This is a genomic window from Caballeronia sp. LZ034LL (genome assembly GCF_031451215.1).
Lineage (GTDB): Bacteria > Pseudomonadota > Gammaproteobacteria > Burkholderiales > Burkholderiaceae > Caballeronia.
Genome location: NZ_JARUXR010000004.1, coordinates 684,296 through 697,693 on the forward strand (window position 1 = coordinate 684,296; position 13,398 = coordinate 697,693).

Sequence of the window (13,398 nt, forward strand, 5' to 3'; positions counted from 1 at the left end):
ACAACACACGTGAGCACAGAATCCAGAACCAGACAGAAAACCCACGTGACGACGGACAAACTCGCGATCAAGGCGGAACGCATTCTCGCGATCGACATCGGCGGCACGGGGCTCAAGGCGGCGATCATCTCCGAGGATGGCCAGATGAAGAGCGACCGCCTGCGCGTCGCGACGCCGCAGCCGGCCAAGCCCGACGTGGTCGTTGAGACGCTGATGCAGCTGATCGCGCCGATCGTCGCCACGCCGCCGACGCATATCTCCATCGGCTTTCCGGGCGTGGTGCGCGACAACATCGTGCTGACCGCGCCGAATCTCGGCACGCCGGCCTGGCGCGGCGTGCCGCTCGCGCAGTTGCTGTCGGAGCGGCTCGGCGACATCCCCGCGCGCATGATCAACGACGCCGAGATGCAGGGGCTCGCGGCCATTGAAGGACGCGGCATCGAGATGGTGCTGACGCTCGGCACCGGCGCGGGCACCGCGCTGTTCCGTGACGGCGAGCTGATGCCGCATCTGGAACTCGCCCATCATCCGATCGCGAAGGACAAGACCTACGACGAGTACATCGGTAACGCGGCGCGCGAGAAGGCCGGCAAGAAGCGCTGGAGCCGGCGGGTGGAGAAGACGATCGAGATCCTGGCGACGCTCGTGAACTACGACAAGCTGTGGATCGGCGGCGGCAATGCCGCGCACATCAAGTTCAAGCTGCCGGAAAACGTGGCGACGGTGTCGAATGCGGCGGGCATCGAGGGCGGCGCGCGGCTGTGGCATCCGCGCTCGGTGCGTGAGACGCGGCAGCTGCCGCATTTCAACCAGCGTGAAGGGGCGCACTGATGGCCGGCGACAACAAGTACGGACTGACGAGCACGGGCGGAGCGGACGTGTTCGAGGCACTGGCGAACATCGAACTGGTCGTCACCGATTGCGACGGCACGCTGCTCTATACCGACAAGGCGCTTGGCCAGCCCGCGATCGACGCCGTGCGCCGCCTGCAAGCCGCGGGCGTGCGCTTCACGGCGGCGAGCAGCCGGCCGGGCAAGGGCATGCGGCATATCGTCGAGGCGCTGGGCATCGACATGCCGTATGCGTCGTACAACGGCGGCAGTCTGGTCGAGCCGGGCACGTGGAAGGTGCTGTCGTCGCACAAGCTGCCGCGCGACGTCGTGCAGACCTCGCTCGAGACGCTCGCGGCGGCGGGCGTCGATGCGTGGGTGTTCATCGACGATGCGTGGTACCTGACCAACCCCGACGCGACCTATGTGCCGCTCGAAACCCGCACGGTGGGTTACGAGGGCGTGCGGGTCGCGCGTTTCGACGATCTGGATCTGGCTGCGGTCGACAAGATCGTCGGCTCCACGGCCGACACGGCGCTGCTCGCGCGCGTCGAGACCGGCTTGCAGCAGCAATTGCACGAACGCGGCCACGCCGCCCGCTCGCAGACCTACTATCTCGACGTGACCAGTATCGACGCCAACAAGGGCACCGCCGTGCGCGAGCTGGCGCGGCTGGCCAATGTGCCGATCGAACGGGTGGCCGTGCTCGGCGACATGGGCAACGACGTGCCGATGTTCGAGATCGCGGGCGTGTCGATCGTGATGGGACAGGCGTCGGACGCCGTGCGGCGTCAGGCGAGCCTTGTCTCGAAAAGCAATGACGAAGATGGCTTTGCGACGGGCATCGAGGCGATCGTGGCGGCGCGCGCAGGCGGCTGAGCCAGGAAGCGACGAAGGGCGTTGACATCGACGCGAGGCGCTGCCGCTGCGAATGTGGCTGGCGCGAGGCAGGCGGCTGCGTCGAAGGTCAGGAAATCCGCGGTAGGGCGTCTCAGGCGTTCGCCGCGGATCAGGCGGACGCTCGGTGTGGCTGAAGCTGTGGCAGGAAGCCGGTGCGCTTAACGACGGCGCATCGGTGCGCGCGGGGCACCGCCGCCGGCACGCTCGTCCTTGTGACGGAAATTGATACGGCCTTTGGTCAGGTCGTAGACCGACAGTTCCAGCGTCACGCGGTCGCCGGCGAGAATCCGGATGTGGTTCTTGCGCATGCGGCCCGAGGCGTACGCGCCGACCACGACGCCGTTGTCCAGCGTCACGCGATAGCGGCTGTCGGGAAGGACTTCGTCAACGATACCGTCGAGTTCGATGAGTTCTTCTTTCGCCATATGAGGCTCCTGTGTAATGAATGATGGGGTGCTGCCGCGCGTCCTGCGCCCGTGTTCGACCCTGCTTCCGGCGCCGCGCCCGTTCCCGATAAGCAGCCGTGCGGCATTTCACTGGACGGCGTCGCAGCGGACTCGAAGGGCAATGCGATACGTGGCGCAACGGAAGCGCACCGCGTCTCTCTTCAGGCTCGTCGTGAGCTTGACGGCATAGGCCGGATGGACGAGCGGGCCGCGCAGGCGGCGCGCCGCGACCGGCATGACCGGGACGGCGACATCGGCGGACTGCAGTGCCGACGTGCGGTTAAAAAGCGGGTTGATGCGAAAAGCGACGTGTCGCGCAATGAAGCTTGCAAAAAACTTTCAAATTTTGTCTTCAGGCCGCGGGGCATATATCGAACGCCTGACTGATATGCGGCCAAAGGGTCAAACTTGCAAGCCCTGGCGTTATTTTCGCCTAAAACGCTTGATTAGACAATGAAATTCGCCGGAAGGTTTCCGCAAGGGCGCTTTTTGCTACAACCACCCGGCCTTCTTGAAACGCCAGTACAGCACGACATCCACTACCAGCATGACCGCGAGGCAGGCCGGATAGCCATACACCCAGTCGAGTTCGGGGATCGACTTGAAGTTCATGCCGTAGATGCCGGCGATCATCGTCGGCACGGCGAACAGCGCGGCGAAGGAACCCAGCCGTTTGGTCACCTCGCTTTCGGCCAGCGCAATCAGGCCCAGATTCACCTGGATCGCCGTGACGATCATTTCGCGCCGTCCCTCGATGGTCTTCACGATGCGCAGCAAGTGGTCGTACACGTCGCGGAAGTATTCCTGCATGCCCGAGCACACGCCGGGCGACCTGCCGCCATACAGCTTGCTGACGGCTTCGAGCAAAGGCGCCGTGTGATGCTGGAGAATCGTCATGCGGCGCTTGAGCGAGTACAGGTCCTCGATGATCTCGCGCGACTCCACCGAACCCTTCTGCTCGAAGATGCGCTCTTCGACTTCGTCGAGCTCGGCGCCGAGCGTTTCCAGCACGGGGAAGTAACGGTCCACGACGGCATCGAGCAGCGCATACATCACGAAGGCGGGACCGTGCTTGAGCAGATGCGGTTCGCGCTCGCAGCGCTTGCGCACTTCCTGGAAGCCCTGCGTGGTCCGGTTGCGCACGGAGAGCACATAGTTCTTGCCGACGAATACGTTCATCTCGCCGACCAGCACGTCGCCTTCTTCGTCGAATTCGACGGTATGAAAGACCGCGAACAGCGAGTCGCCGTACTCTTCGATCTTCGGCCGCTGATGACCGTGCTGCGCGTCCTCGACTGCCAATTCATGCAGCCCGAACTGCTGCGTCATGTAGGCGAGTTCGCCGGGACCGGGTTCCTTTAATGCAACCCAAATGAAAGAGTCGGGACGATCGCGATAAGCATTGATGTCGTCGATGGGCACATCGGCGAGCTTTCGGCCGTTCTCATAAACCGCGCAGTTGACCAGCATGGGGCGCCCTTCTTTATATCGGTTTCTTGTTATCGATGTGACGCTATCGATATGACCCGGCCACGCGTCGATGGGCGCTCGGGGGGCGCGAGCGCGTGGCCTCCATCCGTTGAATCTTAGCCCAAACGGCTGATTCCGACCGGCGCCGCAGCGCACGTTCTGGCCAGGAAACAGAAGCAATCAGGATGCCTTGACATCCACCCACGCCATCGTGGCCTCGTCGCCCATGAGGAATGCGCGGTTCGCTTCGGCTGCCGCGCGCAGATGATCCCAGACCGTCGTGATGCGCTTCAGCTTGCGCAGATCCTCGCGGCAGGAGAGATAGAACGCGCGCGTCACGATGATCTCGTCGGGCAGCACCGGCACGAAGCGCGGGTCCGACGACGCCATGAAGCACGGCAGGATGGCCAGCGCGCGTCCCTGCAGCGCCGCGAAGTATTGCGCGATCACGCTCGTGCTGCGCCAGCGCGAGATCGCGCCCGGCACCGCGCGTTCGAGATACAGCAGTTCATAGCTGAAGGCGAGGTCGTCGATATAGCTGGCGAAGCGATGCTGGCGCAGGTCGTCGGTAGTGTGGATCGGCGCATGAGCCGCGAGATAGTCGGCGGTGGCGTACAGCCTCAGGCGGTACTCACAGAGCTTCGTATAAACATACTGGCCTTGTTCGGGACGTTCGAGCGTCACCGCGATATCGGCCTCGCGTTTTGACAAGCTCACGAAATGCGGCACCGGCAACAGGTCGATGGTGATGTTCGGGTGCGCGTCCTGAAACCGCGCGAGTTGCGGGGCGAGAAAGAAGCAGCCGAAACCTTCGGTCGAGCCGACCCGCACGTGGCCCGAGAGCGCATGCCCCGTGTTCGCGATCTGCTCGGTGGCGGACTGCACGGTGGTCTCGATGGAATCGACATAGGCCAGCAGGCGTTGTCCTTCCGCGGTCAGGATGAAGCCGCTGCTGCGCGATTTGTCGAACAGCAGGGTGCCGAGCGCGTCTTCCAGCGCCCGCACGCGCCGCGCGACGGTCGTGTAGTCCACGCCGAGCCGCTTCGCCGCGCCGCTGGCACGCTGCGTCCGGGCAACTTCCAGGAAGTAGCGCAGGTCGTCCCAGTTGAGCCGGGCGAGATCGAGCGGGGCGGATGGCATGGGGTTTTTTTGCATATCGATCGGGTGTTTTTATCGCGCCATGATGGACTTTTGCATAACTATACTCAGGAAACGAGCCTGCCTTATTGCGGGCCGCATACCAACAAGACGGAGACACGATGCTTTTTCTTCCAGCGCCCGCGCGGCGCGTCTCTTCGCCTGTCCTCGCTGTTTCCTTCCGCCTTTTCCGCACGTCGGCAATTTCCCACGCAAGGAGTGACTCGTGAATATCGCTGCTGAACATCCGGCGCAGAATGCGTCTGTCCGCACGGCCAAGCTGCTGATCGACGGCCAGTTCGTCGAATCGAAGAGCGCGGAATGGCGCGACATCGTCAATCCGGCCACGCAGGAAGTGGTCGGCCGCGTGCCGTTCGCGACGATGGACGAAGTGGATGCCGCCGTCGCCGCGGCGCACAAGGCGTTTCAGGCCTGGCGCACGACGCCGCTCGGCGCCCGCATGCGGCTGATGCTGCGCTTCCAGGACCTGGTGCGGCAGAACCAGAAGCGCATCGCGCAGACGCTCACCGCGGAGCAGGGCAAGACGCTCGCCGACGCCGAAGGCGACATCTTCCGCGGCCTCGAAGTCGTCGAGCATGCGTGTTCGATCAGCACGTTGCAGCAGGGCGAATTCGCCGAGAACGTCGCGGGTGGCGTGGATACGTACACGTTGCGCCAGCCTATCGGCGTCTGTGCGGGCATCACGCCGTTCAACTTCCCCGCGATGATCCCGCTGTGGATGTTCCCGATGGCCATCGTGTGCGGCAACACCTTCGTGCTGAAGCCCTCGGAGCAGGATCCGCTCTCGACCATGGAGCTGGTCGAACTGGCGCTCGAAGCCGGCGTGCCGCCCGGCGTGCTGAACGTCGTGCATGGCGGCAAGGACGTGGTCGATGCGATCTGTACGCATCCCGAGATCGAGGCGATTTCCTTCGTCGGCTCGACGGCCGTCGGCACGCATGTCTACAACCTCGCGAGCCAGCACGGCAAGCGCGTGCAGTCGATGATGGGCGCGAAGAACCACGCCGTCGTCCTGCCCGACGCCAACAAGGAGCAGACCCTCAACGCGCTCGTCGGCGCCGGCTTCGGCGCGGCGGGACAGCGCTGCATGGCGACTTCGGTGGCGGTGTTCGTCGGGGCGTCGAAGGAATGGGTGCCGGAACTGGTCGCGAAGGCGAAGACGCTCAAGGTCAACGGCGGCGCGGAGCCGGGCACGGATGTCGGCCCGGTGGTCTCGAAGGCGGCGAAGGAACGCATTCTCGGGCTGATCGGCCAGGGCGTGGAAGAAGGCGCGACGCTCGCGCTCGACGGCCGGAACATCGGCGTGAAGGGCTACGAGCAGGGCAACTTCATTGGGCCGACCATCTTTACGGGCGTCGACACCGAGATGACGATCTATACGAAGGAGATCTTCGGTCCGGTGCTGTGCGTGCTCGAAGCCGAGACGCTGGATGATGCCATCGCGCTCGTCAACCGCAATCCGATGGGCAACGGCGTCGGCCTGTTCACGCAAAGCGGTGCAGCGGCGCGCAAGTTCCAGAGCGAGATCGACATCGGCCAGGTGGGCATCAACATTCCGATTCCGGTGCCGGTACCGTCGTTCAGTTTCACGGGTTCGCGCGGCTCCAAGCTCGGCGATCTGGGACCGTACGGCAAGCAGGTCGTGCAGTTCTACACGCAGACGAAAACGGTTACGGCACGCTGGTTCGACGACGCCACCGTGAACGACGGCGTGAACACCACCATCGCACTGAAATAACAACGAGGAGGCAGCGATGAAGATTGGTTTCATTGGTCTCGGACACATGGGCGGCCCGATGGCCGCAAACCTGCTGAAGGCGGGGCACGCGCTCACGGCATTCGATCTCGTGCCGGCCGCGCTGGACGCGGCGCGCTCGGCGGGCGCGACGCTCGCGGACTCGCCGCGCGCGGCGGCGGAGGGCGCGGAAGTCGTCATCACGATGCTGCCCGCGGCGCAGCATGTGAAGGCCGTCTATCTGAACGACGACGGCGTGCTCGCGGGCGTCGCGAAGGGCGTGCCGCTGGTGGACAGCAGCACGATCGACCCGGCTACGGCGAAGCTGATCGGCGAGGCATCGGCACAGCACGGCAATCCGTTTGCGGATGCGCCGGTGTCGGGCGGTGTGGTCGGGGCGCAAGCGGGCACGCTGACCTTCATGGTCGGCGCGGACGAAGCGTTGTTCGACACGCTGCGTCCGGTGCTGAGCGGCATGGGCAAGAACATGGTGCGCTGCGGCGAAACTGGCACCGGTCAGATTGCGAAGATCTGCAACAACCTGCTGCTGGCCATCTCGATGATTGGCGTGGCGGAAGCCATGAAGCTGGGGGAAACGCTAGGTATCGATCCGTCGAAACTGGCGAGCATCGTGAATACCTCGACGGGACGCTGCTGGAGTTCGGATACGTGTAATCCCTATCCGGGGATCGTCGAGACGGCGCCGGCTTCACGCGGCTATGCGGGTGGCTTCGGCGCCGATCTGATGCTGAAGGATCTGGGCCTTGCCGTCGATGCGGCGCGCGGTGCAAAACAGCCTGTTTTCATGGGTGCGATGGCGCAGCAGCTTTATCAATCGATGAGCCAGCAAGGCCTTGGCGGACTCGATTTCTCGGGCATCATCAAGTTGTACGGGAAGAACTGATAGCGGCTTAAGGTATCAAAAGAAGGTATCAAACGAAGGAGGGTGGCGGTACGACCGTGCGTGCCGATCCCGCCCTCTGGTTATAACTGGTTTGTTCAGTTGCACTGCACAACGCGTCGCGCAATCCGTTACTGGGAAAGACCATCGGGAATACGATGATTCGCTTTCCAGAAAATTGTCCTATTCTGAAAGCACGACGCCCGTCTGCCGTTCAGTACGAACGCTCCGGTAGCGCCACGGTGCTGGTAGAACGCCCGTCGTTTTCGGGCAATCAGATGAGGAGTACGCGATGCAAGTTACACGTCACTTGAACATGGAATTGCGGCACGCCACGGTGCCGACTTATGTCGCCAGCTATTTCTTTCCGTTGCTGCTTTTGGCATACGAAGTATGGCGAGTGGGATCCTGGGTTGCAGTGAACGGCTTCAACTTCATGAACTTCAACGCGATGGGTTATGAATTCGCGCTGATGGTCGCCGTGTTCTGCATGCAAGTCATCGTGGAAATCGCGTTCCTCGCAGGCGCTGTGCTGACCCGACACAAGGATGTCGGTCATCGACTGGCCAATCTCTCCCTGGGTCTGTTCTGCTCGATGGTCGTCCTCGGATTCGATCTTGCACTGCAATATGGTTTGAGCGGCAATTAAGTCTCACGCCGTATTTCGAAGGCCAAAACCAAACGCCGGTTGCGCATGCGCAACCGGCGTTTTTTTGTGCACTGCTGCAAGCATCATCCGCCGGCTGCGCTGGCCAATGCTGGCGGCGTCTGCGAGCGTTGTTCATAGCACTTCGTGTCCGCATCCTTGAGCGCGCTGCGCAAGCCTTCTTCGACGACTGGATGATAGAACGGCAACTTGAGCGTCTCATCGAGCGTCAGGTCGAGTTGCAGCGCCCACGCAAGCAGATGCCCGAGATGTTCCATCGCCGGACCGCAGCCTTGAGCACCGCGCAGCTTGCCGGTCTTCGCGTCGGCGTAGACGTGCAGCAGTCCGCGGTTCTGCCGCATCACGCGACTGCGGCCCTGATCCTCGAACGACGCTTCCCCCGTTACCGTCATCTGTTTCTCGAGATCGTCATAGGATGCGCCGACGATCACCACCTGCGGCTCGCAGAAGACCAGTGAGAACGGCACTTTGCGCTTGATCGCCTGCACGTCGGGGAAGCGCGCGGCGTTGTCGCCAGCGAGCTTGCCTTCTTCTGCGGCGTCGTGAAGCCAGGGTCGCGTGCCGTCGCAATCGCATGCGATGAAGATCGTGCTGTCGCCGCATTGCATCGTGGTTTCATCGAATAGCGGCACGCCCTTGTCGTTCAGCGCGATGCCCGTCTTGTCCAGCGCCAGCGCTTTCAGGTTGGGCGCGCGGCCCGTGGCGGCCAGAACGAGATCGAAACGTTCGGTTCGCGGCTCGCCTCCCGGTGACGTGAAGCGCAAGGTCGGTTGGTCGTCTTCCAACCACATTCCGTCAAACTTCGCGTCCGGATCGAAGTAGAACTCGTCGGCGAGCGTTTCTCTCAGCGCGTCGCGTACCGGCGCATCCGTGAGCGCGGCCACGCTGCCGCCCTTGCCGAACACGTAGACGTCGACATCGAGTCGGGCCAGCGCCTGGCCCAGTTCCAGCGCGATCGGTCCCGCGCCGAACACCGCGATCTTCGCAGGCAGCGCGTGCAGTTCGAACAGGTCGTCGCTGGTGATGAGCTTGTCGCCGAAGACCTTGAGTTCGTCCGGCACGCTCGGCGCCGCGCCCGTCGCGATGACCACGCGCGCCGCCTCAATACGCGTGTCGTCGCGGACCATCAACCGCGTCGGCGACTCGAAGCGCGCCTGGCCGCGCACGATGCAGTCATCGGGAAACGACTCCACTTCGTCCAGCACGCTTTTGACGAAGTGATCGCGCTCGCGCCGCACATAATCGAGCGCGTGTTCGCGGTTCACTTGCAGCGCATGCGTGCCCTCGACGCCGCGCGCCGCCAGCGACCGCGCATCGTGCAAACCGTTGGCCGCCGCGAGCAGCAGCTTGGACGGCATGCAGCCGACCCGCGCGCACGTCGTGCCGAACTCGCCGCTCTCGATCAGCACCACGCGCGCGCCCGCGAGCCGCGCCGCGCGAAACGCCGCCATGCCGGCCGTCCCCGCGCCGATCACCGCCACATCCACCTTCATGTCCTTCATAGGCTTCCCCGAGTTGCTGTCATCGTTCAGCCATTGTCCGCGAAGCCCGGATAGAGCGTCATGCCGCCATCGACGAACAGCGTTGTGCCGACGACATAATCACTGTCGTCGGAGGCGAGCCAGACGACCGCCCGGCCTATGTCGTCGACTTCGCCGATGCGTCCGTACGGAATCAGTGTCAGCAGCTTGTCGAGCTGCTCCGGCTGGTCCCAGGCGTCGCGGTTGATCGGCGTGCGAATGGCGCCGGGCGCGATGCCGTTCACGCGGATCCGCTGCGGCGCGACTTCCTGGGCGAGCGATTTCATCATCATCTGGATGCCGCCCTTCGACGCCGCATAGTTCACGTGCCCCGCCCACGGAATGACTTCGTGCACGGAGCTCATGCAGATGATCTTGCCCAGCGCCTTCGACACGTCGCGCATGCCGCGCCGCTCGAATTCGCGCACGGCGCGCTGGGCGGTCAGGAATTGGCCGGTGAGATTGGTGTCGATGACCTTCCGCCAGTCGGCGAGCGTCAGTTCGGTGAATTTCGCGTCCTGCTGCAAGCCCGAATTCGCGATCACGATATCGAGCGTGCCCCAACGCTGCACGACGGCGTCGAACATGGCGTCCACTTGCGCTTCATCGGCGACGTCCGCGCCGACCGCGAACGCTTCGCCGCCTTTCGCGCTGATCGCGGCGGCGAGCTTTTCGGCTGGTTCGGCATGCGAGTGATAGTTGATGGCGACGTGCGCGCCCGCGTCGGCGAGCGCGTGCGCCACGCCTTCTCCGATGCCCGAGCTTGCGCCCGTCACCAGCGCGATCTGACCTGCGAGGGGTTTGTGCATATGCTCCGTCCGTGTCTGAGGGTGACAGATCGGGAGCAAGGCATGCGCCCGCGCTTCAGCCGCCGGTCAGCCCCTGATACACCTCCGCATATTTGAGCGCGGCCGCTTCCCAGCTGAAGCGCTGGTCCATGCCGCGCCTGACCACCGTCTTCCAGTCGGCGCGCCGCTGTTTCAGCGCGAAGGCACGGCGGATCGAGGCGACCATGGTGGCGCGATCGAACGTGTCGAAGACGAAGCCGGTGGCGAGATCGTCGGCGAGATTTTCGAGCGAGCAATCCGTCACGGTGTCCGCCAGCCCGCCCACGCGATGCACGAGCGGCAGCGAGCCATAGGCCAGCGCATACAGCTGCGTGAGCCCGCACGGCTCGAAGCGCGACGGCACCATCACCACGTCGCTGCCGGCGATGATCGAATGCGACAGCGTCTCGTCGAAGCCGAGTTCCACCGCCACCGCGCCCGGATGCGCCGCCGCCGCGTTCTTCATGCCGGTTTCGAGCGCCGGATCGCCGGTGCCGAGCACGACCAGTTGACCGCCGCGCTGCACGATGTCCGGCACCACCGACAGCAGCAGATCCAGTCCCTTCTGTTCCGTCAGCCGGCTGACGACGCCGAACAAAAGCGCGTTGTCGTCGCGTTCCAGGCCCATGCGTTCCTGCAATGCCGACTTGCACTTCGACTTCCCGGAGACGCGCGTGGGCGTGTATTTCGTTGCGATGGATTCGTCCACGGCGGGGCTCCAGATGGCGTAATCGACGCCGTTCAGGATGCCGGTGATGTCGTGCGTGCGCGTCTGCAGCAGGCCGTGCAAACCCGCGCCGTGAGCCTGCGTCTGGATCTCGCGCGCGTAGGTGGGGCTGACCGTGGTGATGCGATCGGCGTAATACAGCCCGGCCTTCAGGAACGACACGAGGCCGTAGAACTCGACGCCATCCACCGCAAAAAAATCGCCGGGCAGTTGCAGCGCGCCGAATTCCGACGCCGGAAACGTGCCCTGGTAGGCGAGGTTGTGGACCGTCATCACGCTGGCGGTCTTCGCGGCGCCCGCGCGTTCGAACGCGCGCAGATAGGCGGGCGCCAGTCCCGCATGCCAGTCGTGCGCATGGACGATGTGCGGCTTCCAGGCGGGATCGGCGCCCGTCGCGATGCGTGCGGCCGCCCAGCCAAGCAGCGCGAAGCGGCGGTCGTTGTCGGCGTAGGGACGATGCGCGGCGTCGAGATAGGGATTGCCCGGGCGGTCGTAGAACGGGTCCGCCCGCACCACGTACACGACCACCCCGTGCGGCGGCAACACGCCGCGTTCGAGCCGGATCTGGCCGACACCGAACGCCGCGCCCAGCTCGGCGACCGGCTCCAGGTCCTCGAGCCCCGCGAGCACGGCCGGAAAGCCCGGCAGCACGACGCGCGCGTGCGTGCCCAGTTGCGACTGCGCGGGCGGCAGGGCGCCGACCACGTCGGCGAGGCCGCCGGTTTTCAGCAGCGGAAACATTTCTGCTGCGGCATGCAGCACGCGTACGGTCATCGGCGCTCCCGTCGATTGATGGTCATGTGAGCCCGCGTCTACCCCTGCGGCAGCCGCGCGAGCGCATCCCGCGTGATGAGCGTGACGCCCGACTCCGTGCGGAAGAAGCGCGCGGCGTCGTCTTCCGGATCCTCGCCCACCACGAGTCCCTCGGGCACCGTGCAGCCGCGGTCGATCACGACGCGTTGCAGCCGGCAACTCGGCCCGACGGTTACCTGCGGCAACAAGACTGCCTCATTGATGTTACAGAACGAGTGCACCCGCACCGCCGACGAAAACACCGACTTCGACACCTGCGAGCCCGAGATCACGCAGCCACCGCAGACCAGCAGGTTGGTGATGGCGCCTTGCTGGCCGTTCAGGTCGCGCACGAACTTGCCGGGCGGAAGCTGTTCCTGATTGGTCCAGATGGGCCACTTGCGGTCGTAGAGATCGAGTTCGGGAATGGTGGAGGCGAGGTCGAGGTTCGCCGCCCAGTAGGCATCGACGGTACCGACATCGCGCCAGTACGCCGGCGCTTCCGGGTCGCTCGACGACGTCACGCACGACATGCTGAACGGATGCGCGATGGCCTTGCCGGTCGTCACGACGCGCGGAATGATGTCCTTGCCGAAGTCGTGATCGGTGTTTGAGGTCTCGATATTGTCCTGGAGCATCTCGTACAGGTACTTCGCGCTGAACACATAGATGCCCATGCTCGCGAGCGCGACGTCGGGCTTGCCGGGCATCGCGGGGGGATCGGCGGGCTTCTCCAGGAAATCGGTCACGCGACGGTTCTCGTCGACGTGCATCACGCCGAACGCCACCGCGTCCATGCGCGGCACCTCGATGCAGCCCACCGTGCAGTCCGCGCCGCTCTCGACGTGGTCCAGCACCATGCGCGTGTAGTCCATCTTGTAGATGTGATCGCCCGCCAGCACGATGACGAATTCCGGGCCGATCGAACGGATGATGTCCATGTTCTGGTACACGGCGTCGGCGGTGCCGCGATACCAGCTCGAATCGACGCGCTGCTGCGCCGGCCAGATATCGATGAACTCGTTGAACTCGCCGCGCAGGAAACCCCAGCCGCGCTGCATGTGGCGGATCAGCGAGTGAGCCTTGTATTGGGTGACGACGGCGATGCGGCGAATGCCGGAGTTGAGACAGTTGGACAGCGCGAAATCGACGATGCGGTATTTGCCGCCGAAGTGGACGGCGGGCTTCACGCGCTTGTCGGTGAGTGGTCCGAGGCGGGTGCCGCGCCCGCCGGCGAGGACGATTGCGAGGGTCGACTTCTGCAAATCGGTGCGATTCTTGATCAGCGTCTCCATTCCTGCCTCCTGATTTGACCTGCGACTATGGATGTCCTGCCGTGAGTTCGTCCTCGTGTTCGTGTGTCAGATTGCCAAGCCGGGGAGTGCGTGCGTTGCGCGGCGTGTCGCGCTGTCGTTCACGCATTAT

The 13,398-nt window shown here is 64.2% G+C and carries 13 protein-coding genes; 6 read left to right on the forward strand and 7 right to left on the reverse strand.

Features of this window, described 5'->3' with window-relative positions; all coding sequences use genetic code 11:
- The first annotated feature begins 45 nt into the window (after window positions 1-45).
- Together QCE83_RS30505 and QCE83_RS30510 are read left to right on the forward strand one after the other, a co-directional pair.
- On the forward strand, window positions 46-831 hold the full coding sequence (locus tag QCE83_RS30505; protein ID WP_309819926.1) for an ROK family protein: 786 nt from the start codon (window positions 46-48) through the stop codon (window positions 829-831).
- Window positions 831-1,709 (forward strand): HAD family hydrolase, encoded by an 879-nt coding sequence (locus QCE83_RS30510; protein ID WP_309819929.1) that lies wholly within the window; start codon window positions 831-833, stop codon window positions 1,707-1,709. Before QCE83_RS30505 ends, QCE83_RS30510 begins: the two co-directional genes overlap by 1 nt.
- 179 nt (window positions 1,710-1,888) lie before the next feature.
- Here the strand turns inward: QCE83_RS30510 and infA are convergent, their stop codons facing one another.
- Complete coding sequence (infA, locus tag QCE83_RS30515) at window positions 1,889-2,155, reverse strand: translation initiation factor IF-1 (RefSeq protein WP_006999277.1); 267 nt, start codon at window positions 2,153-2,155, stop codon at window positions 1,889-1,891.
- Window positions 2,156-2,206: 51 nt separating this feature from the next.
- On the opposite strand from infA, the gene QCE83_RS30520 reads away from it, so the two are divergent.
- Window positions 2,207-2,563, forward strand: a complete 357-nt coding sequence (locus tag QCE83_RS30520) for a hypothetical protein (protein WP_309819931.1) — start codon at window positions 2,207-2,209, stop codon at window positions 2,561-2,563.
- Window positions 2,564-2,668: 105 nt separating this feature from the next.
- Here QCE83_RS30520 and corA read toward each other — a convergent pair whose 3' ends face one another.
- Window positions 2,669-3,646, reverse strand: coding sequence for a magnesium/cobalt transporter CorA (gene corA / locus QCE83_RS30525; RefSeq protein ID WP_309819933.1), 978 nt, complete (start codon window positions 3,644-3,646; stop codon window positions 2,669-2,671).
- 180 nt (window positions 3,647-3,826) lie between these two features.
- On the reverse strand, window positions 3,827-4,786 hold the full coding sequence (locus QCE83_RS30530; RefSeq protein ID WP_404985914.1) for a LysR family transcriptional regulator: 960 nt from the start codon (window positions 4,784-4,786) through the stop codon (window positions 3,827-3,829).
- Between the two features lie 223 nt (window positions 4,787-5,009).
- Between QCE83_RS30530 and QCE83_RS30535 the strand changes: the two genes are divergently transcribed.
- From QCE83_RS30535 to QCE83_RS30545, 3 genes are all read left to right on the forward strand, one after another.
- Window positions 5,010-6,542 carry a CoA-acylating methylmalonate-semialdehyde dehydrogenase gene (locus QCE83_RS30535; RefSeq protein ID WP_309819937.1) on the forward strand — a complete coding sequence of 511 codons (1,533 nt, stop codon included), beginning with the start codon at window positions 5,010-5,012 and terminating at the stop codon, window positions 6,540-6,542.
- Between the two features lie 16 nt (window positions 6,543-6,558).
- On the forward strand, window positions 6,559-7,443 hold the full coding sequence (mmsB, locus tag QCE83_RS30540; protein WP_309819939.1) for a 3-hydroxyisobutyrate dehydrogenase: 885 nt from the start codon (window positions 6,559-6,561) through the stop codon (window positions 7,441-7,443).
- A 289-nt stretch (window positions 7,444-7,732) separates the two neighbouring features.
- Entirely contained in the window at window positions 7,733-8,089 is a 357-nt protein-coding gene (locus tag QCE83_RS30545) for a hypothetical protein (RefSeq protein WP_309819941.1), read from the forward strand.
- Window positions 8,090-8,172: 83 nt separating this feature from the next.
- Here the strand turns inward: QCE83_RS30545 and QCE83_RS30550 are convergent, their stop codons facing one another.
- Genes QCE83_RS30550 through glgC form a run of 4 tightly spaced genes read right to left on the reverse strand, consistent with a single transcriptional unit; the run spans window position 8,173 to window position 13,268 of the window.
- Window positions 8,173-9,609 carry a dihydrolipoyl dehydrogenase gene (locus QCE83_RS30550; protein ID WP_309819942.1) on the reverse strand — a complete coding sequence of 479 codons (1,437 nt, stop codon included), beginning with the start codon at window positions 9,607-9,609 and terminating at the stop codon, window positions 8,173-8,175.
- A 26-nt stretch (window positions 9,610-9,635) separates the two neighbouring features.
- On the reverse strand, window positions 9,636-10,436 hold the full coding sequence (locus QCE83_RS30555; RefSeq protein WP_309819944.1) for an SDR family oxidoreductase: 801 nt from the start codon (window positions 10,434-10,436) through the stop codon (window positions 9,636-9,638).
- Between the two features lie 55 nt (window positions 10,437-10,491).
- Complete coding sequence (gene glgA / locus QCE83_RS30560) at window positions 10,492-11,955, reverse strand: glycogen synthase GlgA (protein ID WP_309819947.1); 1,464 nt, start codon at window positions 11,953-11,955, stop codon at window positions 10,492-10,494.
- Window positions 11,956-11,993: 38 nt separating this feature from the next.
- Entirely contained in the window at window positions 11,994-13,268 is a 1,275-nt protein-coding gene (gene glgC / locus QCE83_RS30565; protein WP_309819949.1) for a glucose-1-phosphate adenylyltransferase, read from the reverse strand.
- Between the last annotated feature and the right edge of the window lie 130 nt (window positions 13,269-13,398).